We start from the raw sequence: 26,118 nt of genomic DNA, 5'->3' as shown, positions 1-26,118 counted from the left end.
AACGCTCCCAGGCGGGCTCACAGGCGGCTCGCCGCCCGCCCTATAGCCGCAAGGAATTCTCCCCCATGGGTTTTTTCAAACGCAAAGATCCTGCCGACCAGGCGCAGTCCTCCAGAAGGGCGGCAGTGCCTAGCGAAGTGCAGGCTGCGGAGCTGCGCGGGCGCGCGCGGCGCCGGCTGGCAGGCGCGGTCGCGCTGGTGCTGGCCGCTGTCATCATCCTGCCCATGGTGCTCGATTCCCAGCCCGAGCCCGTGGCCGACAACATCCCCATCCGCGTGCCGGAACGCAATACGCCGTTCCAGCCGCAAGTAAGCGAACCGCAGGTCGCCGCGCCGGAAACGCCGGCCCCCGCCGACGCCGCGCCGGCCGAGCCGGTGCCCGAGCCGCCCGCGGTCGCGTCCGTGCAGCCGCCCGCCACGGCGACCCCGCCGGCCGCGCAGCCGGCGACGCCGCCGGCCACGCCGCCCAAGCCCGTGACGCCGCCCAAGCCGGAAGCCAAGCCCGAGCCCAAGCCGGCCACGCCGCCCAAGCAGGACTCGCGCTCCGACGACGGCGCGCGCGCGCTGGCGCTGCTCGAAGGCCGCGCCGAACCGGCGCCCAAGCCGGCCGCCAAGCCCGCGGCCACCAAGGGTAATTTCGTACTCCAGATCGCCGCCTACACGACCTCCGAGGATGCGCAGTCGCGCCGCAGCAAGCTGCACCAGGCGGGCGTGACCAACGCCTTCGTCGAACAGGCCACGATCAACGGCAAGCAGCAGTACCGTCTGCGGGTGGGGCCGTTCCCCTCGCGCGAGGCGGCGCAGGCGGCCCAGGCGCGGTTGCGCACCCTGGGCTATGACAATGGTTTCATCGCCGCGCAATAGTGACCGGCTTCGACTTCGTCGTGCTGGCCATCCTGGTGGTTTCGGGTGTGCTGGGACTGGTGCGCGGCCTGCTGAAAGAGGTGCTGTCGCTGGTCGCCTATCTGCTGGCCTTCGTGGCGGCGATATGGTGGGGGCCCACGGTCTACGCCTGGCTGGAGCCCTATATTGAAACAACGCTGTTGCGCATGGGAGTTTCGTACGCGGCGGTGTTCATCATCGTGCTGCTCGGCGTGGGATTGGTCAACATGACGCTTTCCGCCTTGATCCGCAGCACCGGCCTGAGCCCCGCCGACCACGGCCTGGGCGGCATGTTCGGGCTGGCGCGCGGCCTGCTGATCGTGCTGGCGCTGGTCGCCGCGGCCGGCTATACGCCGCTGCCGCAGGAGCCGTGGTGGCAGGACGCCATGTTTTCGCATTCGGCCATCGAGGCCATCAAACATATCAAGACCTGGCTGCCGCCGTCCCTGGCGACGTGGCTGCCGTATTGATCTGCTTCAAATCAACCAGGAAATCTCACCATGTGTGGAATCGTAGGGGTCATCGGGCGCGGGCCGGTCAACCAGTTGCTCTATGACAGCTTGCTGCTGTTGCAGCACCGCGGGCAGGACGCAGCGGGCATCGCGACGTCGCAAGGCAACCAGTTCAATATGTACAAGGCCCACGGCCTGGTGCGTGACGTCTTCCGCACGCGCAACATGCGCGCGCTGCCGGGCACCTCGGGCATCGGCCAGGTGCGCTATCCCACCGCCGGCTCCAGCGCCAGCGAGGAAGAGGCCCAGCCGTTCTACGTCAACGCGCCGTTCGGCATCATGTTCGCCCACAACGGCAACCTGACCAACTGGCGCGAACTGCGCGAATCGCTCTACCGCGTCGACCGCCGCCACATCAACACCAATTCCGATTCGGAAGTGCTGCTGAACGTGCTGGCCCACGAACTGCAGTCGGCGGCCAATGGCGTGTCGCTGGACGACGACGCGATGTTCCGCGCCGTGGCGGCCGTGCACAAGCGCGTGCGCGGCGCCTACGCGGTGGTGGCCCAGATTTCCGGCTACGGCCTGCTGGCCTTCCGCGATCCCAACGGCATCCGGCCGCTGTGCATCGGCCGCCAGGAAACCGAAGAGGGCGTGGAATGGATGGTCGCCTCGGAATCGGTGGGGCTGGAAGGCAGCGGCTTCGCCTTCGTGCGCGACGTCGAGCCGGGCGAGGCCGTGTTCATCGACCTGGACGGCCGCTTCGTCAGCCGCCAGTGCGCCGAGAACCCGCAGCTGGTGCCCTGCATTTTCGAATACGTGTACTTCGCGCGTCCCGATTCGCTGATCGACGGCGTGTCGGTGTATGACGCGCGCCTGCGCATGGGCGAATACCTGGCCGACAAGGTGGCGCGCAACATGCGCCTGGGCGACATCGACGTGGTCATGCCGATTCCCGATTCCTCGCGTCCGGCCGCCATGCAGCTGGCCGCGCGCCTGAACCTGGACTACCGCGAAGGCCTGATCAAGAACCGCTACGTCGGCCGCACCTTCATCATGCCGGGCCAGGCGGTGCGCCGCAAATCCGTGCGCCAGAAGCTCAACGCCATCGGCATGGAGTTCAAGGGCAAGAACGTGCTGCTGGTCGATGACTCCATCGTGCGCGGCACCACCAGCCGCGAAATCGTGGACATGGCCCGCGCCGCCGGCGCCAACAAGGTGTATTTCGCCTCGGCCGCGCCTCCGGTGCGCTTCCCCAACGTCTACGGCATCGACATGCCCACGCAGAGCGAGCTGATCGCCACCGGCCGCAGCGACGAGGAAATCGCCCGCGCGATCGGCGCCGACAACCTGGTCTACCAGGATCTGCAGGACATGCAGCAGGCGGTGCGCGACATCAATCCCAAGCTGTCGCGCTTCGAGGCCTCGTGCTTCGACGGCGAGTACGTCACCGGCGACATCACCGCCGAGTATCTGGCGCGCCTGGGCCAGTCGCGCGGCGAGCCCGGCGACGAGGGCGGCGCCAGCGGCCTGCAGTTCAACATGGGCTACGCCGCCAACGACGCCTGAATCCCGCGGGCCTTGCGAAGAACCCTCCCTTGAACCGGAGGGTTCTTTGTTTTGGGCCGTTGACGCTGCCGGGCCTGCATCGTAAATTGGCCGGAACGATCATTCCAGTCAGGCGGATTGCCATGCGCACCAAAGCGTTCGAGCCGGACGACATCGCCGACGCCGCCATGCAGGTGTTCTGGCGGCGCGGCTATGCCGCGACCTCGGTGCAGGACCTGGTCGACGGTACCGGCCTGTCGCGCAGCAGCCTGTACAACGCGTTCGAGAACAAGCAGGGCCTGTACCGGCAGGCCCTGCGCCGCTACCACGCCGTCACCGGGTCCAACGTGGCGCTGCTGTCCGGGCCTGGCTCGCCCAAGGCGCTGATCCGGCAGCTGCTGATGCGCGTGGCCGAGGACGAGTTGCGCGATCCGCAGCGGCGCGGCTGCCTGGCCGCCAACGCCTCGCTGGAACTGGCGGGGCAGGACGTCGCGGTCGCCGAACTGGTGGCGCACAACTTCCTGAGCCTGCAAAAAGCCCTGGAGCAACTGATCCGGCGCGGACAGCAATCGGGCGAGATCGCCGCCACGAAAAGCCCGCGGGCGCTGGCGCGGTTCTTCGTCGGCACCGTCCAGGGGCTGCGGGTGCTGGCCAAAGGCAGCCCCGCGCCGCAGCGGCGCCAATGCCTGCTGGATGTGATCGAGGTGGCGCTGGCCGCCTTATAGGCCCGCGCCAGCGGCCGGCCAGAGCGCTTCGCCGGCATGGTCCAGGTGGGTCAGGTACAGCCGCAGGTCGAACTCGTACTGGTGGTACTGCGGCTCCATGTGCAGGCACAGGTTGTAGAAGGCCCGGTTGTGGTCCTTCTCCTTCAGGTGGGCCAGCTCATGGACCGCGATCATCTTCAGGAATTCCGCCGGCACCGTCTTGAACAGCGTCGCCACGCGGATCTCGTGCTTGGCCTTGAGCTTGCCGCCCTGCACGCGCGACACGTAGGTATGCTGGCCCAGCGCGTGCTGGATCACGTGGATCTTGCTGTCGAAGGCGACCTTGTTGATCTGGTCGCCGTTGCGCATGTGCGTATTCTTCAGGTCCGTCACGTACTGGTACAGCGCGCGGTCCGTGCGCACGCCGTGCGCGCCCGCCGGATAGCGCGACCGCAGCGCCGCGCCCAGCTTGCCCTGGTCCAGCAGCTTGCGCGCCTGGAGCAACAGGTGTTCGGGGTAGCCGGTGAGGTATTTCAAGGTGGGTTCAGTCATGCGGGAACCGCGGGGATGACGGTCAGGCGAGGCCAGATTTCCGGATGGCGCTTGGCGGCAAGGCGCTGCGCATAGGCGGCGGGGTCGGCGTTGGGGCTGGGCCGCAGCACGAGCGCGAACAGGTCGTCCAGCCCGTGCGGTGCAACGATGCGCAGTTGGCCGTCGCGGGTCAGGCTCACCCCCACGCAGGTCGCCGTTTCGGGCCAGGCCGCCATGCCGTCGGCCAGCGAGGTCGCCGGACGCGGCGCGCGACCTGCGCCATCGCGACGCCAGAGATGCACGCGCGCCTGGTTCACGACTTCCCACGGCGCATCGGGAGCCGCCGCCCGCAAGCGAATGGCGGCCTCGGCTTCGTGCCTGGCGGACAGGTCGGAGGCGTCGTAATACACGAAATCCAGGTCCGCGGGCGCATGGCTGGCCGCGGGATATCCGTGCAGGTGGTTCCAGACCAGCGAACGGATCGCGCCGGCGGCGATGCAGCCGTCGGCCGGCCCGTGGTCGCGCGCGGCATGCAGCCAGCGCATCAGCGGCGCATGCGCGGCCACCAGTGCGCGCAGTCTGTCCGCGTGCGGGTCTGCAGGGGAGGTGTGCACTGCCTTGCGATGCGGGGCGTCACGCGCGCCCGCGTCCGAACACGACCGGCAGCGCCATGAAGAACACGATGACGAAGAGCGCCAGGCTCCACAGGGCGTATTCGATGCCCAGCACCGACACCACGGCGTCCATGCAGGTGGCGTAGATGCCGAACAGCCACGGCACCGCGCCGTCCAGCCCCGTGCCGCTCATGAAGCGGTCGGCGAAGGTCTGGTCGCAGGACAGCATCTTGGCCGCCACGCTGTATTGGTACCAGGCGGCGACGACGCCGGCGGCCGCCAGTAGCGCGGACAGCGCGCCGCAGACGCGGGTCAGCGCGCGTCCGCCGCCGAACCCGCCCACCAGCGCGACGATGCCGATCGCCAGGTAGATCAGGCGCTGCATGACGCACCAGGCGCAGGGCGGCATGTCGAAGACGTGCTGGGATATCAGGGCGATGCCGACCGCGCCGAAGCAGAAAAGGGCGATGAGGCGGAGCAGGCGTTCGGAGCGTGAGGTCATTGTTCTGCGGTAGTGGTTGCGAAAGGCAGGGGCTTAGGCCTTGGGAATCGGAATTGGTTGCATTACCTGCTGCAGGACGCCAAGCAGCAGTTCGCGCGAGCCTTCCCAGAAGATCTGCACGCCCAGGCACAGCATGATGAAGGCCGACAGCCGCATGAATACGGCGGTGCCATTATCGCCGAGCCGGTGCAGCATCTGCGCGGCGAAGCGCAGGCAGATGTAGAGCGTCACGGACACGACGATAATGCCCGGGATCGAGCCGCCCAGGCGCACCAGGCTGAGCACGTGGTTCTGGTCGCGCAGCGAGACCCCGACCGTGATGGCCGCGGCGATCGAGCCCGGGCCGCAGCTGATCGGGAAGGTAAGCGGATAGAAGGCGCGGGCCTTGGCCATTTCGGGGGTGAAGGATTCGGCCATGCGCGCCACGCGTTCGGTGTCGGCGTCGGGCGAGTTCACCAGGCGCCAGGCGCTGGCGATCACCAGCATGCCGCCGCCGACCCGCACGATGGACAGCGAAATCCCGAAAAAACTCAGCAGCACGTTGCCGGCCACCATGGCCACGATCAGCATCAGGCAGACGTTGATGGCGACGCGCTTGGCCAGCACCATCCGGGTCGCGGAAGAAGCGCCTTCCGTCAGCGACAGGAAGATGGGTGCGATCGCGGGCGGATTGAGAAACGGCAGCAGCGTGGCCAGCGCGAAGAAAAAGCTGCTCCCGAAGACGCGTAGGTAGTCATTGAGCTGCATGGATGGCGGACGCCGCGTGGCCGAAAACCGGGATTGTATGCCGTCCGGCCGGCGCTGGCGATGCCGGCCGGACGGGCGGATTCAGGCGGCGCGGCGGCCGGCTTCCTCGCCGGCCAGCGCGTCCAGGACGTCGCGCTCGAACTGCATCTGGCTGCGCGGGCGGGTCAGCGCCGCGCCGTCCACGATGAACACGTCTTCGACCCGGTCGCCCAGCGTCATGATCTTGGCCATGACCAGGTTGACCTCGTGTTCGGCGAAGACGCGCGCCAGCGCGTGCAGCAGGCCGGGGCGGTCGGTGGCGATGACGGACAGTCGCCAGGACGTGCTGCGCTCGTCGGGCTGCAGCTCGGCCTGCGGCATGATGGGGAACACCCGCGACACGCGGGACTGGCGGCCGCGGCCGTAATAGCCGCCGCCGGAGCCATGCCGCTGCGCCGCGGCATGCGGGTCCTTGAGGCGTTCGGCCAGCTCGTGCTCGACCAGGGTGGCCTGGGCGCGCAGGTCGCTGGCGCCTTCGGGCAGCAGCACGATGAAGCTGTCCAGCGCCCAGCCGTGGCGCGTGGTGTGGATGCGGGCGTCCTGGATGGAGAGCGACTTGGCGTCGAAATAGCCGCAGATCGCCACGAACAGGTCGGGCGCGTCGCGGGTGTACACCATGATCTGCAGGCCCTCGCCGTGTTCGGTGGGGCGGGCCCGGACCACGGCCTGCGCCGGCTCGACCTGGTGGTACAGGTGGCGCGTGTGCCAGGCGATGTCGGAGGCGTCGTGGCGCAGGAAATACGCCACGTCCAGCTGGTTCCAGAAGGCTTCGCGGGCGTCGTCGCGCAGCCCCGCCCGCCGCGTCAGGCGGGCTGCCTCTTCCTTGCGCTCGGCCAGCACGGTGTGGGCGTCGGCGTGCGCGCCGCCCAGCGCGGCCAGCGTGAGCTTGTACAGGTCTTCGAGCAGCTTGCCTTTCCAGGCGTTCCAGACCTTGGGACTGGTGCCGCGGATGTCGGCCACGGTCAGCAGGTACAGCGCGGTCAGGCGGCGCTCGTTCTGCACGATGGCCGCGAAGTCCTGCACCACGGCCGGGTCGGACAGGTCGCGCTTTTGCGCCACGGCCGACATCAGCAGGTGCTGGCGCACCAGGAATTCGACCAGGGCGGTGTCCTCGGCCTCCATGCCGTGGTCCTGCGCGAACTTGCGCACCTCGCGCGCGCCGAGTTCGGAGTGGTCGCCGCCGCGGCCCTTGGCGATGTCGTGGAATAGCGCCGCCACGTACAGCAGCCAGTGCCGGTCCAGCCCGGCGATCAGCTGGCTGGCCAGCGGATATTCCTGCGCGTGCTCCGGCATGGTGAAGCGGCGCAGGTTGCGCACCACGGCCAGGGTGTGCTGGTCCACGGTATAGGCGTGGAACAGGTCGTGCTGCATCTGGCCGACGATGCGGCGGAACACCGGCAGGTAGCGCGGCAGGATGTTCAGCATGGTCATGCGCCGCAGCTCGTGCACGATGCCGCGCGGCTGCTGCAGGATCTGCAGGAACAGCTTGCGGTTGACCGGATTGCGGCGGAACTGCGCGTCGATGCGGTGGCGGGAATGCCAGATGGCGCGCAGCGTGCGGGCCGACATGCCGGTCAGTTCCGGATGCTGCTGCATCACCAGGAAGGCGCGCAGCAGCAGGGTGGGGTTACGCTCGAAACCGTCGTCGCGGATGATGTCCAGCCGGTCGCGCAGGTTGCGGAAATCGTCGTCGATTTCGCGCGCGTCGCTGTCGGGGCGCGGGAACAGCCGTTCCTCGATGTTCTGCACCAGGATGCCGTTCAGCTGCGTCACCAGGCGCGCGGCCCAGTAATAGCGCTGCATCAGTAGTTCGCTGCCGCGGCGCGTGGCGGTGGCGTGGATGCGGTAGACCTCGGCCAGCGCCGGCTGCAGGTCGAACAGCACGCGGTCCTCGCGCCGGTTGGCCAGCAGGTGCAGCTCGATGCGCAGGCGCTTGAAGGCCTGTTCCGCGCGGCGCAGGTCGCGCGCCTCCGAGGAGGTCAGCAGGCCGGCCTGCGCCACCGAGCGCCAGCTGTCGCCGAAGCCGGCCGCACGCGCCATCCACAGGATCACCTGCAGGTCGCGCAGCCCGCCGGGCGATTCCTTGCAGTTGGGCTCCAGCGCGTAGGGCGTGTCGTGGTAGCGGGCGTGGCGCTGCTGCATCTCGACGCGCTTGGCGCGAAAGAAGGCGCGCGGGTCCAGGCGCGACTGCGTGGCGGCCTCGAACTTCTTCATCAGCGCGCGGCTGCCGGCCAGCCAGCGCGATTCCAGCAGCGCCGTCTCCACCGTGATGTCCGCCTCGGCCTCGCGCTCGCAGTCCTCGATGGTGCGCACGCTGTGGCCGGGCTCCAGCCCCAGGTCCCAGAGCGCGGCCACCAGCCGCCCGATGGCGGCCTCGTCCTCGCGCGTGGGGGCGTGCGGCAGCAGGATCAGCAGATCCACGTCCGAATGGGGGTAGAGCTCGCCGCGGCCGTATCCGCCCACGGCCGCCAGCGTGGCGCCGGCGGGCAGGGGGCAGTGCTTGACCAGGTCGCGCAGGGCGGCGTCGACGATGCGGCGCAGTTCGGTCAGCAGCGGGTCCGGCCTTTCGTGGCTGCGGAACTGGGCCACCGCCGCCTGCCGGGCTTCCTGGATGCGGGCGCGCAGGGCGCTGAGGGTGTCGGCGGTCATGGCGGCGGGCGTCGGGGCGTCAGACGGCGGGAATGACGAGGGGTTCGGTGATGAAGGCCGGCGGCTGGGGCATGCCGGGCGACAGGGTCAGCACTTCGTAGCCGGTTTCGGTCACGCATACGGCATGCTCCCACTGGGCCGACAGGCTGTGGTCGCGGGTGACCACGGTCCAGCCGTCGGACAGCTGGCGGATCTCGCGGCGGCCGGCGTTGATCATGGGCTCGATGGTGAACAGCATGCCGGTGGTCAGCGGCACGCCGGTGCCCGGCTTGCCGTAGTGCAGCACCTGCGGGTCTTCATGGAAGCGCTGGCCGATGCCGTGGCCGCAGAACTCGCGCACCACGGAAAAGCCGTTGGCTTCGGCGTGCTTCTGGATCGCGTGGCCGACGTCGCCCAGCGTGGCGCCATTCTTGACCTGCTGGATTCCCTTCCACATGCACTCGAAGGTGATTTCGCTGAGGCGGCGGGAAAGAATGGACTGTTCGCCCACCGCGTACATGCGGCTGGTGTCGCCGAACCAGCCGTCCTTGATGATGGTGACGTCGATATTCAATGAGTCCCCATTTTTCAGCACCTTGTCGCCCGGGATGCCATGGCAGACCTGATGGTTGACCGAGGTGCAGATGGCGCCGGGGAAGGGCGGATAGCCGGGCGGCGCGTAGCCCACGGTGGCCGACTTCACGCCCAGCTCGTCGGTCAGGTACTCCAGGCACAACCGGTCCAGCTCGCCGGTGGTGACGCCCGGCTTGACGTAGGGGGTGATGAAATCGAGAACTTTGGCGGCGTCCTGGCAGGCCGCGCGCATCTTGGCCAGATCGGCTTGATTGGTAATGGTGCCCATGGAGTAGCTTGGCTATCTGTCGCTTGAATGTCTGCTTGAAAGAATAGTAGAATTATAGGCTTCCCTAAATTTTTGGGGATGCATTAGGGTCTGGTAGGACATACCGGGGCGGAGCAAAAGCGCCTGCGGCATGACTGTCCGATTCTATAACTGGGTAGCGGCAAGAGCCGAACCCGGCGGATGTTGGCAAGGTGGGTTGACGCGGGTTTTGCGCGACCCCGGCCGTATTGGTTGGTGCGGGTCCATACATTGGGATCGTCGGCGCGCCCTGAAGTTTCACCGCAAGCGAAGGTTGTGGAGCGAATTCGGGCAGGCCGCGGGTGCCGGTGGCGGGATGCGGACATGACGGATGCGGGCCGGGCGGGTGCGGACGGCGGCAATTGCGCGGCTGGCGCGGCCGGGACGCGGTGCGCTTGCAGGCCTGGTCAGGTTTTTGAGCGGCGATGCAGGTTCAGGGTCTGTGCTCGGTGTGGATGTCGGATTAAGCTCTTGAAAACATTATTGTTTTCTTAAGAGATGCCCCGATGGTCTGATGCGCGGCTGGATGGAAGTTCAAGTCCGGACGCGAAGAGCAGGATATTCCAGAGCCGGATTTCGCCGCCGACAAAACCGGGTCGGGCGCGTCTCGAAGAAACTTCCAGGAAATTCCTGGCGGGTCGGGAGACGCAATGCAGGAGCGCGGCGCAGGTTTTTCGTCGTGGCGGCCGTCTGGGTTTATCGCGGCAGCGTAGTAAGCGGCATTCGAGGCGCCAGGCGCCGTGGGCGCCGGCATTATTGCGGCAGTGATCGGCCGGCCCGGTTAGAATTTTGTCATCCCGCCGTTGCGGGAAATCGCGCGCAACACCACCCAGGGTGTCAGCCAGAGGCTGATGCAGGTGCGGCGCAAGAAACAACCCTTGGAGAAAGTTATGTCTTTGATGCGCGAAATGCTGGAAGCGGGTGTCCACTTCGGTCACCAGACCCGTTACTGGAACCCCAAGATGGCCCCCTATATCTTCGGCCATCGCAACAAGATTCACATCATCAACCTCGAAAAGACGGTTGACAAGTACCAGGAAGCCACCAAGTTCGTGAAGCAGCTGGCTGCTCGCGGCGGCAACATCCTGTTCGTCGGCACCAAGCGCGCTGCGCGCGAGCTGGTCGCCGCCGAAGCTGCCCGTTGCGGCATGCCCTACGTCGACGCCCGCTGGCTCGGCGGCATGCTGACCAACTTCAAGACGGTCAAGACCTCGGTCAAGCGCCTGAAGGACATGGAAGCCGTGGTCGCCGAAGGCGGCGCCGAGCGCATGATCAAGAAGGAAGGCCTGCTGTTCCAGCGCGAACTGGAAAAGCTGAACAAGTCGATCGGCGGCATCAAGGACATGAACGGCCTGCCCGACGCCATGTTCGTGATCGACGTCGGCTACCACAAGATCGCCATCGCCGAAGCCAAGACGCTGGGCATTCCGGTCGTGGCCGTGGTTGACACCAACCACTCGCCCGACGGCATCGACTACGTCATCCCCGGCAACGACGACTCGGCCAAGGCCATCGCGCTGTACGCCAAGGGCATCGCCGACGCCGTGCTGGAAGGCCGCGAGCAGAACCTGAACGGTCTGGTCGAAGAGCTGGGCGAAGGCCAGGAAGAGTTCGTCGAAGTCCAGGACAACCAGGCCTAAGCCATAGTTGTCATGTCCGGCGCTTAGCGTCCGGGAGCGGCCCGGCATTCCGATCCGCTCCCGCCGCGCCGGCACAGCGAAGGTGGGCTCCCATCTTCCCGATCCGCCTGGCGCGGATGTCCCATCGAATCACACCACTGTCCCGGCCCGCCGGGACAAGTCCCTAGCAAAATTGGAGCAAACATGGCTGAAATTACCGCTGCCCTGGTCAAGGAACTGCGCGAAAAGACCGACGCCCCCATGATGGAGTGCAAGAAGGCCTTGACGGAAGCCGAAGGCGATCTGGCTCGCGCCGAGGAAATCCTGCGCGTCAAGCTGGGCAACAAGGCCAGCAAGGCCGCCGCCCGCGTCACCGCTGAAGGCCTGATCGGTCTGTTCATCTCCGCCGACGCCAAGCAAGGCGCCGTCATCGAAGTCAACTGCGAAACCGACTTCGTCGCCAAGAACGACGACTTCGTCGCCTTCGTGAACAAACTGGCCGAACTGGTCGCCACGCAGAACCCGGCCGACGTGGCCGCGCTGTCGGCGCTGCCGTACGGCGAAGGCACGGTCGAAACGACCCGCACCGCCCTGATCGGCAAGATCGGCGAAAACATGTCGATCCGCCGCTTCGAGCGCATCGAGACCCCCAACGCGCTGGCCAGCTACGTGCACGGCGGCCGCATCGGCGTGCTGGTCGAGTACACCGGCGCCGAAGAAGTGGGCAAGGACCTGGCGATGCACATCGCCGCCACCAAGCCCAAGGCCCTGAACGCCGAAGGCGTGAACCCGGCCGACATCGCCGCCGAACGCTCGGTCGCCGAGCAGAAGGCCGCCGAATCGGGCAAGCCGGCTGAAATCGTCGCCAAGATGGTCGAAGGCTCGGTCCAGAAGTTCCTGAAGGAAGTCACCCTGCTGTCGCAGCCGTTCGTCAAGGACGACAAGGCCACCGTCGAGCAGATGCTGAAGGCCAAGGGCGCTTCGATCAGCAAGTTCGTGCTGTTCGTCGTCGGCGAAGGTATCGAGAAGAAGACCAGCGATTTCGCCGCTGAGGTTGCCGCCGCCGCCGCCGGCCGCGCCTAAACGGTAGTTTGCTTACAGGCCGGCACTGACTAAAATCAGGCCGGCCTATTTCTTGTCTTACACTTTCGTCGGATTGTTCTTCGGGATATCACCTATGAGCAGCAGATCATACAAACGGGTTCTTCTCAAACTTTCCGGCGAGGCGCTGATGGGCGAGGATGCCTTCGGCATCAATCGTTCCACCATCGTCCGCATGACCGATGAGATCGCCGAAGTCGCCGCCGCAGGCGTCGAGTTGGCCATCGTCATCGGCGGGGGCAACATCTTCCGTGGCGTCGCCCCGGGCGCGCAGGGCATGGATCGCGCGACCGCCGACTACATGGGCATGATGGCCACCATCATGAACGCGCTTGCGCTGCAGGACGCGCTCAAGCACAAGGGTATCGACACCCGCGTACAATCGGCCCTGAACATCGATCAGGTCGTCGAGCCTTATATCCGTCCCAAGGCCCTGCGCTACCTCGAAGAGGGCAAGGTCGTCATTTTCGCGGCCGGCACCGGCAATCCGTTCTTCACCACCGACACCGCCGCCGCCCTGCGTGGCGCCGAGATCGGCGCGGAGATCGTGCTGAAGGCCACCAAGGTGGACGGCATCTATAGCGCGGACCCCAACAAGGATCCCACCGCTACGCGTTACGCGCGCATCAGCTTCGACGAAGCGATCGTGCGCCGTCTGGAAGTGATGGACGCCACCGCCTTCGCGCTGTGCCGCGACCAGAAACTGCCGATCAAAGTGTTTTCGATCAATAAGTCCGGCGCCCTCAAGCGGGTGGTCAGCGGCGAAGACGAAGGCACCTTGGTACACGTTTAAAGAAAAGGAAATTCCATGAGCGTCGCAGAAATCCGTAAATCCGCCGAAGCCAGGATGGCCAAGTCGCTTGACACGCTCAAGACCAACCTGGCCAAGATCCGTACGGGCCGCGCCCATACCGGCATCCTGGACCACGTGCAGGTCGAGTACTACGGCTCGCCCGTGCCGATCAGCCAGGTCGGCAACGTGAACCTGGTCGACGCCCGCACCATCAGCGTGCAGCCTTACGAGAAACAGATGGCCGGCCCGATCGAGAAGGCCATCCGCGAATCGGACCTGGGCCTCAACCCCATCTCCATGGGCGACACCATCCGCGTGCCGATGCCGGCCCTGACCGAAGAGCGCCGGCGCGACCTGACCAAGGTGGTGCGCAGCGAAGGCGAGGACGCCAAGGTGGCCGTGCGCAACCTGCGCCGCGAAGCCAACGAAGCGCTCAAGCGCCTGGTCAAGGACAAGGAGATCTCCGAGGACGACGAACGCCGTTCGCAGGACGAGGTCCAGAAGCTGACCGACCGCAGCGTGGCCGACATCGACAAGATGGTCGCGCAGAAAGAAGCGGAAATCATGACCGTATAATTTCGGCACGTTCCGGACGCGGCCGGCATGGCCGCGTCTGTTCTTCGCGCGCCGTCTTTTCCATTGTTTCGCGGCTTTCCTACGCAACGGTGGAACGACGGCGCAGGCTTTTCCCGTATTCCGTTTGCACCGCTCAACGCGCAGTAATCAACCCATGGCAACCAGTTCGACCCAGGCGGTTCCCGAGACTCGCGACGTTCCCGAGCATGTGGCCATCATCATGGATGGCAATGGCCGGTGGGCCACGCGGCGCCTGCTGCCGCGCACCGCGGGCCATGCCAAGGGCGTGCAGGCGGTGCGGCGCGTGGTCGAGGCCTGCGGGCGCGCCGGCGTGCGCTACCTGACGCTGTTCGCCTTCAGTTCGGAGAACTGGCGCCGTCCCGCCGAAGAAGTGTCGCTGCTGATGCGCCTGTTCGTGCAGGCGCTGGAGCGCGAGGTCGGCAAACTGGAAGAGCAGGGCGTGCGCCTGCACGTCATCGGCGACCTGAGCGCGTTCGAGCCGCGGCTGCAGGAACTCATCTTCGCGGCGCAGGAACGCACCGCGCACAACGACCGCCTGCACCTGACCGTCGCCGCCAATTACGGCGGACGCTGGGACATCCTGCAGGCCACCCGCGCCATGCTGGCCGCCGAGCCGTCGCTGGCGACGCAGCCCCAGCTGGTGGACGAAGCGCGCCTGTCGCGCCACCTGTCCATGGCCTGGGCGCCCGAGCCCGACCTGTTCATCCGCACCGGCGGAGAGCAGCGCATTTCCAATTTCCTGATCTGGCAGATGGCCTACGCGGAGTTCTACTTCACCGACCGCTACTGGCCGGATTTCGGCGCGGCCGAGCTGCAGGCCGCCTTCGACTGGTACCGCACGCGCGAGCGCCGCTTCGGCCGCACCAGTGCGCAACTCCACGAAGACGGCGCGAAGTAATTCAAGCGGACGGCGACTAGCGCGTCTTTCCAGAGCCGTACACGAGGAGACCGTCACATGTTGGGCCAGCGTATCGTTACCGCCGTCATCCTGTTGGCCATTCTGGCCGCCACGATGGTCAGTGCGAATCCTTGGTGGTTCGTCGCCTTGCTGGCCCTGGCGGCCGCCTGCGCCAATTGGGAGTGGCTGCGCCTGACGCTGCCGCAACCGCCTTCCCCCCTGATTTCCGTCGGCGTGGCCGCGCTGCTGCTGGCCGGCATGCTGGCGCTCGCGTCCGCGTGGCTTGCGGGCCAGCGCGGCGGCGTGGCCGATCCGGCCTGGGTGCTGCGCTATGTGGTGCCGGCGGTGTGCGCCGTATGGCTGTTCGGCGGCGTCACGGCAGTGGTGCGCGGGCGCGCCGACGCGCCGCCGGCCAGCGCGGGCTGGTCGCTGTTTTCGGTGCCCGCGGCATTCGCCGCCTGGGCCGTGCTGGCGCAGATGTTCATGGCGCGCGGCGCCGGTTTCGTGGTGTCGCTGCTGGCGCTGGTGTGGGTGGCCGACATCGCCGCCTATTTTGCCGGCCGTGCGTTCGGCAGGCGTAAACTGGCTCCGCGGGTCAGCCCCGGCAAGACCATCGAGGGCGCCATCGCCGGCGTGCTCGGCGCGGTCGTCTGGATCGGCCTGTCCAGCCTGTGGGCCGGCACCTTCGGCCACGCCCTGGTCGAGCGCTGGACGCTGTGGCTGGCGCTGCCGATCGCCGCGCTGCTGGGCGTGCTGTCCATCGTCGGCGACCTGTTCGAATCGTTGCTCAAGCGCCGCGCCGGCCGCAAGGATTCCAGCTCGCTGCTGCCCGGCCATGGCGGCGTCTACGACCGCATCGACGCGATCCTGCCGGTCGCGCCGTTCGCGCTACTTTTGTCTGGAGTGTTGTTTTGACGGCTTTTCAACGCGTCGTGGTGCTGGGATCGACCGGTTCGATCGGTGAAAGCACGCTGGATGTGATCGCCCGCCACCCCGAGCGGCTGGCGGTGTATGCCTTGTCCGCCTACAGCCGGATGCAGCGCCTGGCGGAACAGGCCGAAGCCAGCGGCGCGGCGGTGGTGGTGGTGCCCGACGAGGCCGCCCGCCGCCAGTTCGCCGCCGCCTGGAGCGGCGCGCGGCCCATGCCCGAGATCCGGGTCGGCGCGCAGGCGCTGGCCGATACCGCGGCCGACCCGCAGTGCGATTCGGTCATGGCGGCCATCGTCGGCGCCGCGGGCCTGCCCGCCGCGCTGGCGGCCGCGCGCAGCGGCAAGCGCGTGCTGCTGGCCAACAAAGAGGCGCTGGTAGCCGCCGGCTCCCTGTTTATGCAGGCCATACGCGACAACGGCGCCGAACTCCTGCCTATCGACAGCGAACACAACGCGATTTTCCAATGCATGCCCACCGGCGGGCGCGCCCTGGCGCCGGATGCGCCGGCGCCCGGCGTGCGGCGCCTGCTGCTGACGGCCTCGGGCGGACCGTTTCGCGGCCGCGACCTGGAAGACCTGCACGACGTCACGCCGGCCCAGGCCTGCGCCCACCCCAACTGGAGCATGGGCCGCAAGATCTCGGTGGATTCCGCCACCATGCTCAACAAGGGCCTGGAGGTGATCGAGGCGCACTGGCTGTTCGCCATGCCGGCCGAACGCATCGAGGTCGTGGTGCATCCGCAGAGCGTGGTGCATTCCATGGTCGAGTACAACGACGGTTCGGTGCTGGCGCAGCTGGGCCAGCCCGACATGCGCACGCCGATCGCCTACGGCCTGGGCTTTCCCGAGCGGCTGGAAAGCGGCGTGGGGCCGCTGGACCTGACGCGCCTGGGGCGGCTGGACTTCGAAAAACCCGATCTGGCCCGGTTCCCGTGCCTGGCGCTGTCGTTCGCGGCGCTGCGCGCCGGGCAGGGCGCCTGCGTGGCCCTGAACGCCGCCAACGAAGTGGCCGTCGAGGCCTTCCTGGCGGGCCGGCTTCCCTATACCTGGATCGCGCGGGTGATCGAGGCTTCCCTGGAGTGGCAGGCGCGACAGGGTTCTGTTACGCTCGGTAGTCTTGACGACGTGCTTGCCCTGGACGCCGCCACGCGCGCGTACGCGGGCAACCTGGGGCTGGCCTGAAAGGCAGGGCAAGGTCCGGTTGAATCCAGACCCGCCCGCCACCGATTCCCCGGATTTTTAAGAATTTCATGCTTTTTACGCTGCTGGCCTTCGCGGTTGCGCTTGGCACCCTGATCGTCTTTCATGAGCTGGGGCACTATTGGGTGGCCCGGCTGTGCGGCGTCAAGATCCTGCGGTTCTCGGTAGGCTTCGGCAAGGTCGTCGCCAGCCGGCACGACCGCCACGGCACCGAGTGGGCGCTGTCGGCCTGGCCGCTGGGCGGCTACGTCAAGATGCAGGACGATCCCCCTCCCGGCGCCAGCGCCGAGGAAGCGGCGGCCGCCTTCAGCCGCAAGCCGGTCGGCCAGCGCATCGCCATCGTCGCGGCCGGCCCCATCTTCAACCTGATCCTCGCGGTATTCCTTTATGCCGGCCTGAACATGGCCGGCACCGAGGAGCCCGTGGCCGTCATCGCCCAGCCCGCGGCCGAGACCCCCGCCGCCCGGGCCGGCCTGCTGCCGGGCGACCGCATCCTGGCCATCGACGGCGAGCAGATCGCCTCCTGGTCGGACGCGCGCTGGCGCCTGATGGACGTGATGGCCACCGGCGGCACCACCCAGATCGAGGTCCGCAACGCCAGCGGCTCCGTGCACCTGCGCGAACTGGCGCTGCCCTCCAATTCCATGGACCCCTCCGGCGGAGACCCGCTGGCGGCCGCCGGCATCCGGCTGGCCCAGCCCCGGCCCGCGGTGCGCGCCGTGATCGACGGCGGGGAAGGGCAGGCCGCCGGCCTGCGGCCGGGCGACCTGGTGGTGGCGGTCGATGGCGCGCCCACGCCCGACACCGGCGCCCTGGTCCGGCAGATCCAGGAAAGCGCCGGCAAGACCCTGGCGCTGACGCTGGTGCGCGACGGCGCCGAGATCTCCCTGAACGTCACCCCGCGCGTCGAAACGGTGGACGGCCGCGAGATCGGCCGGCTGGGCGTGCAGCTGGGCGGCGACGTCCCGATGGTGACGGTCCGCTACGGTGTGTTCGAAAGTCTGTGGCGCGGCGCGGTCCGCACCTGGGACACGGCGTGGTTCTCGCTGCGCATGATGGGCCGCATGGTGACCGGCGACGTGTCCTGGCGCAACGTCAGCGGCCCCGTGACCATCGCCGACTACGCCGGCCAGACCGCGAGAATCGGAATTGTTGCTTATATCGCGTATATCGCCTTGATCAGCATCAGCCTGGGCGTTCTAAATTTGCTACCCATTCCTATGCTGGACGGCGGCCATCTGCTGTACTATCTCGTCGAAATTGTGCGGGGCAGCCCGCCGCCCGCGAGGTGGATCGATATCGGACAGCGCGCCGGCATAGGTTTGTTGGCAGGCCTGATGGGGCTGGCGCTGTTCAACGATTTCACGCGTTTGTTCACCTGAGCGCGATTTAGCATAAAATCCCCCGCCATTTGCACGACCGAGGATACTCAAGGATGTCTTTTCGCCGGATGTTTCATCACAAAAAGGGTGTACTGCCGGGTCTGATCGCCGCACTGCTAGTACCGGCCATGGCCCACGCCTTCGACCCTTTTGTCGTGCGGGATATCCGCGTAGAAGGGATCCAACGCACCGACGCCGGCACCGTCTTCGGCTATCTGCCCGTCAAGGTTGGCGAACAGTTCACCGAGCAAGAGGCCACCGAGGCCATCCGGCGCCTGTACGGCACGGGCTTTTTCTCCGACGTGCAGATCCAGACCGACAATAACGTCGTCGTGGTGGTGGTGCAGGAGCGCCCCACCATCGCCTCGGTCAACTTCAACGGCATGCGCGAGTTCGACTCCAAGGCCATCACCACGTCGCTGGCGCAGGTGGGCTTTGCCGAGGGCCGCATCTTCGACCGCTCCATGCTCGAACGCGCCGAATACGAACTCAAGCAGCAGTACCTGTCCAAGGGCAAGTACGGCGTCGAGGTCACCGCCACCGTCACGCCGCTGCCGCGCAACCGCGTGGGCGTGAGCTTCGACGTGTTCGAAGGCTCGGTCGCGCGCATCCAGGAAATCCGCTTCGTCGGCAACAAGGCGTTCTCCGAAGGCGACCTGCTGGACGTGTTCCAGCTGACCACGCCCGGCTGGCTGACCTGGTACACCGACACCGACAAATACTCGCGCGAGAAGCTCGAAGGCGACCTGGAACGCCTGCGCTCGTTCTACCTGGACCAGGGCTACCTGGAATTCTCGGTCGAGCCGCCGCAGGTCACGATCTCGCCGGACCGCAAGGACATCCGCATCACCATCACCGTGCACGAGGGCGAGCCCTACAAGGTGCGCAGCGTGAAGCTGGCGGGCAACCTGCTGGGCCTGGACAAGGAAATCAACGCGCTGCTGCAGGTCAAGCCTGACGAGACCTTCTCGGCGGCCAAGGCCAACGACTCGGCCAAGGCCATCACCGACTACCTGGGCGAACTGGGCTACGCCTTCGCCAACGTCAACCCCAACCCGCAGCTGGATCGCGCCAAGCACGAGGCCGACCTGACGTTCTACGTCGACCCGAGCCGCCGCGTATACGTGCGCCGCATCCAGATCGGCGGCAACACCCGCACCCGCGACGAGGTGGTGCGCCGCGAGATGCGCCAGCAGGAAGCGGCCTGGTACGACGCCAAAGACATCAAGACCTCGCGCGACCGTATCGACCGCCTTGGCTATTTCAGCGACGTCAACGTCAAGACCGACCCGGTGCCGGGCTCGCCCGACCAGGTCGACGTCAACGTCGACGTCAAGGAAAAGCCCACCGGCATGATCAACCTGGGCGTGGGCTACGGTTCGTCGGAAAAGGCGATCCTGTCGGCCGGCATCAGCGAAGACAACGTGTTCGGCAGCGGCACCAACCTGACCCTGCAGCTGAACACCAGCAAGACCAACCGCGCGATCGTGCTCTCGCACACCGATCCGTACTGGACCAAGGACGGCATCAGCCGCACGTCGTCGGCCTACTACCGCGTGACCGAGCCCTGGAACAACAACGACGGCGACTATCGCGTCAAAGCCATGGGCCTGGGCATGAACTTCGGCGTGCCGATCTCGGAATACGACCGCATCTTCCTGGGCGCCAACTTCGAACGCAACCAGATCGAGCTGTACAACAACTCGCCGGCCGCCTACGAGAAGTTCGTCGACGACTACGGCGATTCGACCAACTCGGTAATCCTGAGCGCGGGCTGGTCCAAGGACACGCGCGACAGCGCGCTGGCGCCGACCAAGGGCTCGTACACCCGCCTGAAGGCCGACGTTTCCACCATCGACCTGCAGTACACGATGCTGACGGCCCAGCAGCAGTACTACGTGCCGCTGGGCGGTTCGTACACCCTGGCCCTGAACGGCCTGGTGGACTGGGGCCAGAGCTACGGCAGCAAGGACTACCCGGTCATCAAGAACGTCTACGCCGGCGGCATCGGCACCGTGCGCGGCTACGAAGGCTCCTCGCTGGGCCCGCGCGACACCAAGACGGGCGACTACCTGGGCGGCACGCGCCGCATCGTGGCCAACGCCCAGCTGTACCTGCCGTTCCCGGGGGCCTCGAAAGACCGCACCCTGCGCTGGTTCATCTTCTCGGACGCGGGCCAGGTTTCGGCCGGCAGCGGCCTGTCTTGCACCAACGGCAAGCCGGGCAGCGAGGTGGAAGATCCTTGCGGCTGGCGGTTCTCGGCGGGTATCGGCCTGTCGTGGCAGTCGCCGATGGGGCCGTTGCAGTTGTCGTACGCGCGTCCGCTCAACGCCAAGCAGGGCGACGACAAGCAGAGCTTCCAGTTCCAGATCGGGACCGGGTTCTGAGCGCCGTTACGCTTGAAAACAAGGCAGGAGGCCGGCTGGCCGGCTCCCTTGCCGTTTAGTGGCACAATACACACTTTGGCTTTGCCTTACTGGAAGGTGAGATTTTCATGATGTCTGATTCCGCACTTAAAACATCGAATTCGCTGCGCGCCAAGCGCCGCGGCAAGCTGGGGGGTTCCATCGCCCTGGTGGGTGCGCTCATTCTCGGTTCGGCTGCAGCGATTCCCGCGCAGGCGCAAGGCACCAAGATCGGTTTCGTCAACACCGAGCGGATCCTGCGCGAGTCGGGTCCGGCCAAGGCCGCCCAAAGCAAGATCGAAGCCGAATTCAAGAAGCGCGACGATGAACTCCAGCGCTTGAACAATAACCTGCGTTCGCAGGCCGAGAAGTTCGACAAGGACGCGCCCGTCCTGTCGGAATCCGACCGCGTCAAGCGCCAGCGTGAACTGTCCAACCTGGATACCGACCTGCAGCGCAAGCGCCGCGAGTTCCAGGAAGACTTCAACCGCCGCCGCAACGAGGAATTCTCGGGCATCGTGACCAAGGCCAACGAGGCCATCAAGCGCATCGCCGAGCAGGAAAGCTACGACCTGATCATTCAGGACGCCGTGACGGTCAACCCGCGCATCGACATCACCGACAAGGTGATCCAGAGCCTGGGCAAGTAAAACAGCAGCTGTCGCACCATGCCGGTTTTACTGGATCTTGTCCGCGCGCCGACGCTTGAAGCACTGTTGAGCGCCGCCAATACCCAGGGTCTGGACTGGCGTATCAGCGCGCAGCCTGGCGCAGACCCGTTGCGGGTCTGCGGCATCGGCACCCTGTCATCGGCGGGCCCCCAGGAAATCGCTTTCCTGGCCAATCCCCGCTACCAGAGCCAGCTCGGCGCCACGCGCGCCGCCGCGGTCATCGTCTCCCCCGACGTGGCCGAGGCCCTGGAGGCCGAGGGTAGCGCCCGGCCGCCTTTCGCGCTGGTCGTCTGCAAACATCCCTATCTGCTTTACGCCCGCGTGGCGCAGTGGTTCGACGCCGCCCGCCGGCCCGAGCTGCCCGGCAGCACGCATCCGTCCGCGGTGGTGGCCGAAGACGCCGTCATCGAAGAGGGCGCGCGCATCGGCCCGCATTGCGTGGTCGAGGCCGGCGCCCGGATCGGCCGCGGCGCGGTGCTGGGCCCGGGTTGCGTCATCGGCGCCGGCTCGTCCGTGGGCCCGGGCAGCCTGCTGCATGCCCACGTCACCCTGTACGAAGGCGTCAAGGTGGGCGCGCGCGCCATCATCCACAGCGGCGCCGTGCTGGGCGCGGACGGCTTCGGCTTTGCGCCGGACCCGACGCTGGGCCAGGGCGCCTGGGGCAAGATTCCGCAGCTGGGCGGCGTGACCATCGGCGATGACGTCGAGATCGGCGCCAACACCACGGTCGACCGTGGCGCGCTGGAAGACACCATCGTGGCCGACGGCGTGAAGCTGGACAACCAGATCATGATCGGGCACAACTGCCGCATCGGCGCGCATACCGCGATGGCGGCCTGCGTCGGCGTGGCCGGCTCGACCACGATAGGCGAGCGCTGCACCATCGGCGGAGCCGCCATGCTGTCGGGCCACCTGACGCTGGGCGACGATGTCCATATTTCGGGCGGCACCGCGGTCACCTCCAGCATTTCGAAGCCCGGCCGCTATACCGGCGTGTTCCCGTATGCGGAGCACGGCGACTGGCAGCGCAACGCCGCCGTGATACAGCAGTTGGCGCAATTGCGCCGCCGCGTGCGGACGCTGGAAAAAGAGTAGGGCGCATCGCCGCCCCGGCGCGTCCGCGCCGCGAAATTATTTCACTTTGCAGGAAAGCACAGAAAAATGGAACTCGACATCAAGGGGATCATGGAGAGGTTGCCGCATCGTTACCCGATGCTGCTGATTGATCGCGTCGTCGAAATGGTGCCTGGCAAGTCCATCGTGGCCATCAAGAATGTCTCGATCAATGAACCGTTTTTCAACGGCCACTTTCCGCATCATCCGGTGATGCCCGGCGTGCTCATCGTCGAAGCCATGGCGCAGGCCGCGGCGCTGTTCTCGTTCACCGACGAGGACGGCGGGCTCAAGTGCGAAGGCGCCAAGACGGCGTACTACCTGGTCGGCATCGACGGCGCGCGGTTCCGCCGCCCCGTGGTGCCGGGCGACCAGCTGCGCATCGAGGCGCAGGCCGAGCGTTTGAGCCGCAGCATCTGTAAATACAATGCGCGCGCCACGGTGGATGGCCAGGAAGTCGCCTCGGCCAAGCTGATGTGCGCGATCCGCAGCCTGGAAGACTAAATGGCAGGAAACATTCACCCCACCGCCGTCGTCGATCCGGCGGCCAAGCTCGATCCTAGCGTGGTGGTCGGCGCCTATGCCACGATCGGTCCCGACGTGACCATCGGCGCGGGCACCGAAATCGGCCCGTACTGCATGGTGGACGGGGTGACGACCATCGGGCGCGACAACCGCTTCTACCGCTATTGTTCCATCGGCGGCATGCCGCAGGACAAGAAGTACAAGGGCGAGCCCACCCGCCTCGAGATCGGCGACCGCAACACGGTGCGCGAATTCGTCACGCTCAACACGGGCACCGTGCAGGACGGCGGCGTCACCACGCTGGGCGACGACAACTGGATCATGGCCTACGTGCACGTGGCGCACGACTGCCACATCGGCAGCAACACCATCCTGGCCAATTCGGTGCAGCTGGGCGGCCACGTCCATGTCGGCGACTGGGCCATCGTGGGCGGTCTGACCGGCGTGCACCAGTTCGCCCGCATCGGGGCGCACAGCATGACTGGCGGCAACAGCTCGCTGATGCAGGACACGCCGCCTTTCGTGCTGGCCGCCGGCAATCCGTGCCGGCCGGTAGGCGTGAACGTCGAGGGCCTGAAGCGCCGCGGTTTCACCGCCGCCCAGATCTCGGCGCTGCGCGACGCCTACAAGATCATCTACCGCCGCGGGCTGTCCCTGGACGCGGCGCGCGCCGAGCTGCGCGCCCGCCAGCAGGCCGAACCGGAAGTCGCCGAGCACCTGCAGACGATGCTCGACTTCCTGGACGTCGCCAGCCGCGGCATCATCCGGCCATGAGCTACCGGATCGGCATGGTGGCCGGCGAGCCTTCGGGCGACCTGCTGGCCGGCCGCATCATTGCCGGTCTGCAGGCCCGCGATGCCGGCGTGCGCTGCGAGGGCATAGGGGGGCCGCAGATGCAGGCCCGCGAATTCGACGCCTGGCATCCCATGCACGCGCTGACCGTGTTCGGCTACGTCGACGCGCTCAAGCGCCTGCCCAGCCTCCTGGGCACCTACCGCGACGTCAAGCGCCGCTGGCTGGCCGAGCCGCCCGCGGTCTTCGTCGGCATCGACGCGCCGGACTTCAACCTGCGCCTGGAGCACCAGCTGCGCCAGGCCGGCACGCCCACCGTGCATTTCGTCGGCCCGTCGATCTGGGCCTGGCGCTACGAACGCATCCACAAGATCCGCGAATCGGTGTCGCACATGCTGGTGCTGTTCCCGTTCGAGGAAGAGATCTACCGCAAGGAAGGCATTCCGGTCACTTACGTGGGCCATCCGCTGGCCGGCGCGGTGCCGATGAAACCCGACCGCGCCGCCGCGCGCGAGCGCCTGGGCATAGACCAGAACGCGCGCGTGCTGGCCATCCTGCCGGGCAGCCGCTCGTCCGAAATCCGCCTGTTGGCGCCGCGCTTCCTGCAGGCCGCGCAGCTGCTGCAGAAGAAGGACCCGGCCCTGCAATGCGTGGTGCCCATGGTCAACGACCAGCGGCGCGCCGAATTCCAGGCCATCCTGGCCCAGTATCCGGTGCCCGGGCTGCGCTGCGTGACCGCGCAGGATCTGCACGGCGAGGGCGGCGAACGCCAAGCGCCGGTGGCCTGGTCGGTCATGGAAGCCGCCACCGCGGTGCTGGTGGCCAGCGGCACGGCCACGCTGGAGACGGCGCTGTACAAGCGTCCCATGGTGATCTCCTACGTGCTGTCGCCCTGGATGCGGCGCATCATGGCCTGGAAATCCGGCCAGCAGCGGCCTTATCTGCCGTGGGTGGGTCTGCCCAACGTGCTGCTGCGCGATTTCGCCGTGCCCGAACTGCTGCAGGACGACGCCACGCCCGACAAGCTGGCCGAGGCCACCTGGACGGCCCTCAGCGACGAGGCGCTGGCGGCCCGCATCGAGGCCCGCTTCACGGCCTTGCATCAGGATTTGTTGCGCGATACGCCGGCGCTGGCCGCTCAGGCGATCCTGGAGGTGGCCGGTGGAGCAGCCTGATCTGTTCGCCGCGCCCGAGCAGCCGCCGCTGGTGACGGCCGGCGTCGACGAGGCCGGCCGCGGCCCGCTGGCTGGCGCCGTCTACGCCGCCGCCGTGATACTCGATCCCGCCCGCCCCATCGCCGGGCTGGCGGACTCCAAGGTGCTCAAGCCCGAGACGCGCGAGGCGCTGGCGCTGGAGATCCGCGAATGCGCGCTGGCCTGGTTCGTGGCCAGCGCCAGCGTCGCCGAAATCGACAGCCTGAACATCCTGCGCGCCACCATGCTGGCCATGCAGCGCGCGGTCCAGGGCCTGTCGGTGCTGCCGCAGCTGGCGCTGGTCGACGGCAACCAGGCGCCCAAGCTGGGCTGTACGGTGCAGACCGTCATCAAGGGCGACGCGCTGGTCCCGGCGATTTCGGCCGCCTCCATCCTGGCCAAGACCGCGCGCGACGCGGACCTGCTGCGGCTGCACGCGCTGTATCCCCAATATGCGTTCGACCAGCACAAGGGCTACGGCACGCCGCTGCACCTGCAGATGCTGCGCGAACACGGCCCCTGCGCCGAGCACCGCCGCAGCTTCGCGCCCATCAAGGCCTTCGGCCTGACGCCATGAAGCACATCAGTTCCCGCGACAACCCCGCGGTCAAGGCGCTGGCCAGGCTGGCCGGCACCGCCGGCAAGCGCGGCGCGCCCGTGCTGCTGGACGGCGTGCACCTGTGCCAGGCCTGGCTGCAGCACTACGGCGCGCCGGACCGGGCGGTGTTCGACGTCGAGCGCCTGTCGCAGCCCGACATCGCCGCGCTGGCCGCGGCCGTGCCCGAGGCCCGCTCGCTGGCCCTGGACGCGCGGCTGATGCAGTCGCTGGCCAGCGTCGAAAGCGGGCAGGGCGTGGCTTTCCTGGTCACGCCGCCGGCCGTCGAGCCGCCCGACGCCATCGCCGAGAATTGCGTGCTGTTCGACCGTATCCAGGACCCGGGCAACGTAGGCACCTTGCTGCGCACCTGCGCGGCGGCCGGCGTGAAGCGGGTGTTCCTGGCGACCGGCACGGCCGCGGCCTGGTCTCCCAAGGTGCTGCGCAGCGGCCAGGGCGCGCATTTCGCCCTGGCGATCCATGAACACGTCGATCTGGCCGCGCTGCTGCCGCGGCTGCGGGTGCCGCTGGTGGCCACCGCGCTGGAAGGCGCCCGGGACCTGTACGCCGGGCAACTGCCGGCGCGCTGCGCCTGGGTCTTCGGCCACGAGGGCCAGGGCGTGGCGCCGGCCCTGCTGGCCGCGGCCCGCCTCAAGCTGCGCATCCCGCACGACGAGGCCGCCGTGGAATCGCTCAACGTGGGTGCGGCGGCCGCCATCTGCCTGTTCGAGCAGCGCCGCCAGGCGCTGGCCGGCGGCGCGGGCTGAGCCGCGCCTGGG

At 67.4% G+C, this 26,118-nt stretch carries 26 protein-coding genes; 20 read left to right on the top strand and 6 right to left on the bottom strand.

The annotated features are described in order from the left end of the window. The first annotated feature begins 65 nt into the window (after positions 1-65). The 4 genes from AC1IQ6_RS15305 (at position 66) to AC1IQ6_RS15290 (ending at position 3,606) form a co-directional block, all read left to right on the top strand. Positions 66-863 carry an SPOR domain-containing protein gene (locus AC1IQ6_RS15305; RefSeq protein WP_102770937.1) on the top strand — a complete coding sequence of 266 codons (798 nt, stop codon included), beginning with the start codon at positions 66-68 and terminating at the stop codon, positions 861-863. Beyond that, positions 863-1,351, top strand: a complete 489-nt coding sequence (locus AC1IQ6_RS15300; protein ID WP_102770938.1) for a CvpA family protein — start codon at positions 863-865, stop codon at positions 1,349-1,351. Before AC1IQ6_RS15305 ends, AC1IQ6_RS15300 begins: the two co-directional genes overlap by 1 nt. A 30-nt stretch (positions 1,352-1,381) precedes the next feature. Next, a complete protein-coding gene (gene purF / locus AC1IQ6_RS15295) occupies positions 1,382-2,902 on the top strand; it encodes an amidophosphoribosyltransferase (protein ID WP_485864871.1) in 1,521 nt (506 codons plus the stop codon). A 122-nt stretch (positions 2,903-3,024) separates the two neighbouring features. Beyond that, positions 3,025-3,606 carry a TetR/AcrR family transcriptional regulator gene (locus tag AC1IQ6_RS15290; RefSeq protein WP_485864870.1) on the top strand — a complete coding sequence of 194 codons (582 nt, stop codon included), beginning with the start codon at positions 3,025-3,027 and terminating at the stop codon, positions 3,604-3,606. Here AC1IQ6_RS15290 and AC1IQ6_RS15285 read toward each other — a convergent pair. The 6 genes from AC1IQ6_RS15285 to map all read right to left on the bottom strand — a co-directional run bounded on the left by AC1IQ6_RS15285 (position 3,601) and on the right by map (position 9,508). Continuing rightward, on the bottom strand, positions 3,601-4,137 hold the full coding sequence (locus AC1IQ6_RS15285) for a YgjP-like metallopeptidase domain-containing protein (RefSeq protein ID WP_485864869.1): 537 nt from the start codon (positions 4,135-4,137) through the stop codon (positions 3,601-3,603). The genes AC1IQ6_RS15290 and AC1IQ6_RS15285 overlap by 6 nt on opposite strands. Next, on the bottom strand, positions 4,134-4,730 hold the full coding sequence (locus AC1IQ6_RS15280) for a nucleotidyltransferase family protein (protein WP_485864868.1): 597 nt from the start codon (positions 4,728-4,730) through the stop codon (positions 4,134-4,136). Before AC1IQ6_RS15280 ends, AC1IQ6_RS15285 begins: the two co-directional genes overlap by 4 nt. Before the next feature lie 19 nt (positions 4,731-4,749). Then, on the bottom strand, positions 4,750-5,232 hold the full coding sequence (locus tag AC1IQ6_RS15275; protein ID WP_102770942.1) for a disulfide bond formation protein B: 483 nt from the start codon (positions 5,230-5,232) through the stop codon (positions 4,750-4,752). 33 nt (positions 5,233-5,265) lie between these two features. Further along, positions 5,266-5,979 (bottom strand): MarC family protein, encoded by a 714-nt coding sequence (locus tag AC1IQ6_RS15270; RefSeq protein ID WP_102770943.1) that lies wholly within the window; start codon positions 5,977-5,979, stop codon positions 5,266-5,268. 81 nt (positions 5,980-6,060) lie between these two features. After that, positions 6,061-8,667 carry a [protein-PII] uridylyltransferase gene (locus AC1IQ6_RS15265; RefSeq protein ID WP_479729897.1) on the bottom strand — a complete coding sequence of 869 codons (2,607 nt, stop codon included), beginning with the start codon at positions 8,665-8,667 and terminating at the stop codon, positions 6,061-6,063. Between the two features lie 19 nt (positions 8,668-8,686). Then, positions 8,687-9,508, bottom strand: a complete 822-nt coding sequence (gene map, locus AC1IQ6_RS15260) for a type I methionyl aminopeptidase (protein ID WP_102770945.1) — start codon at positions 9,506-9,508, stop codon at positions 8,687-8,689. 908 nt (positions 9,509-10,416) lie between these two features. On the opposite strand from map, the gene rpsB reads away from it, so the two are divergent. From rpsB to AC1IQ6_RS15180, 16 genes are all read left to right on the top strand, one after another. Then, the gene (gene rpsB, locus AC1IQ6_RS15255) at positions 10,417-11,166 is read left to right on the top strand and encodes a 30S ribosomal protein S2 (protein WP_043542854.1); all 750 of its coding nucleotides are present in this window, start codon (positions 10,417-10,419) and stop codon (positions 11,164-11,166) included. Between the two features lie 183 nt (positions 11,167-11,349). Then, positions 11,350-12,228, top strand: a complete 879-nt coding sequence (tsf, locus tag AC1IQ6_RS15250) for a translation elongation factor Ts (protein WP_102770946.1) — start codon at positions 11,350-11,352, stop codon at positions 12,226-12,228. A gap of 94 nt (positions 12,229-12,322) precedes the next feature. Further along, positions 12,323-13,039 (top strand): UMP kinase, encoded by a 717-nt coding sequence (gene pyrH / locus AC1IQ6_RS15245; protein ID WP_102770947.1) that lies wholly within the window; start codon positions 12,323-12,325, stop codon positions 13,037-13,039. Positions 13,040-13,054: 15 nt separating this feature from the next. Continuing rightward, positions 13,055-13,615: a ribosome recycling factor gene (gene frr / locus AC1IQ6_RS15240; RefSeq protein WP_102770948.1), complete on the top strand. Its 561-nt coding sequence runs from the start codon at positions 13,055-13,057 to the stop codon at positions 13,613-13,615. Positions 13,616-13,769: 154 nt separating this feature from the next. Continuing rightward, on the top strand, positions 13,770-14,534 hold the full coding sequence (uppS, locus tag AC1IQ6_RS15235) for a polyprenyl diphosphate synthase (protein WP_102770949.1): 765 nt from the start codon (positions 13,770-13,772) through the stop codon (positions 14,532-14,534). A 57-nt stretch (positions 14,535-14,591) separates the two neighbouring features. Beyond that, positions 14,592-15,449, top strand: coding sequence for a phosphatidate cytidylyltransferase (locus AC1IQ6_RS15230; RefSeq protein WP_485864867.1), 858 nt, complete (start codon positions 14,592-14,594; stop codon positions 15,447-15,449). Continuing rightward, complete coding sequence (locus tag AC1IQ6_RS15225; RefSeq protein WP_102770951.1) at positions 15,446-16,645, top strand: 1-deoxy-D-xylulose-5-phosphate reductoisomerase; 1,200 nt, start codon at positions 15,446-15,448, stop codon at positions 16,643-16,645. Before AC1IQ6_RS15230 ends, AC1IQ6_RS15225 begins: the two co-directional genes overlap by 4 nt. 68 nt (positions 16,646-16,713) lie before the next feature. Beyond that, positions 16,714-18,045, top strand: coding sequence for an RIP metalloprotease RseP (gene rseP, locus AC1IQ6_RS15220; protein ID WP_485864866.1), 1,332 nt, complete (start codon positions 16,714-16,716; stop codon positions 18,043-18,045). Positions 18,046-18,098: 53 nt separating this feature from the next. Further along, complete coding sequence (gene bamA / locus AC1IQ6_RS15215; protein ID WP_102770953.1) at positions 18,099-20,432, top strand: outer membrane protein assembly factor BamA; 2,334 nt, start codon at positions 18,099-18,101, stop codon at positions 20,430-20,432. 107 nt (positions 20,433-20,539) lie between these two features. After that, positions 20,540-21,100: an OmpH/Skp family outer membrane protein gene (locus AC1IQ6_RS15210; RefSeq protein ID WP_102770954.1), complete on the top strand. Its 561-nt coding sequence runs from the start codon at positions 20,540-20,542 to the stop codon at positions 21,098-21,100. A gap of 18 nt (positions 21,101-21,118) precedes the next feature. After that, positions 21,119-22,216: a UDP-3-O-(3-hydroxymyristoyl)glucosamine N-acyltransferase gene (gene lpxD, locus AC1IQ6_RS15205; protein ID WP_102770955.1), complete on the top strand. Its 1,098-nt coding sequence runs from the start codon at positions 21,119-21,121 to the stop codon at positions 22,214-22,216. A gap of 66 nt (positions 22,217-22,282) precedes the next feature. After that, the gene (gene fabZ, locus AC1IQ6_RS15200; RefSeq protein WP_102770956.1) at positions 22,283-22,738 is read left to right on the top strand and encodes a 3-hydroxyacyl-ACP dehydratase FabZ; all 456 of its coding nucleotides are present in this window, start codon (positions 22,283-22,285) and stop codon (positions 22,736-22,738) included. Beyond that, positions 22,739-23,533, top strand: a complete 795-nt coding sequence (gene lpxA, locus AC1IQ6_RS15195) for an acyl-ACP--UDP-N-acetylglucosamine O-acyltransferase (RefSeq protein WP_111825267.1) — start codon at positions 22,739-22,741, stop codon at positions 23,531-23,533. Beyond that, complete coding sequence (lpxB, locus tag AC1IQ6_RS15190; protein ID WP_485864865.1) at positions 23,530-24,726, top strand: lipid-A-disaccharide synthase; 1,197 nt, start codon at positions 23,530-23,532, stop codon at positions 24,724-24,726. Before lpxA ends, lpxB begins: the two co-directional genes overlap by 4 nt. Further along, a complete protein-coding gene (gene rnhB, locus AC1IQ6_RS15185; RefSeq protein WP_102770959.1) occupies positions 24,713-25,321 on the top strand; it encodes a ribonuclease HII in 609 nt (202 codons plus the stop codon). Before lpxB ends, rnhB begins: the two co-directional genes overlap by 14 nt. Continuing rightward, positions 25,318-26,106 (top strand): TrmH family RNA methyltransferase, encoded by a 789-nt coding sequence (locus AC1IQ6_RS15180; protein WP_102770960.1) that lies wholly within the window; start codon positions 25,318-25,320, stop codon positions 26,104-26,106. Before rnhB ends, AC1IQ6_RS15180 begins: the two co-directional genes overlap by 4 nt. Positions 26,107-26,118 lie beyond the last annotated feature (12 nt).

Source organism: Achromobacter sp. MUI-25009338 (assembly GCF_057359325.1).
Note: the sequence above shows the minus strand (reverse complement) of the source record. Positions and strands in the feature narration are given on the sequence as shown.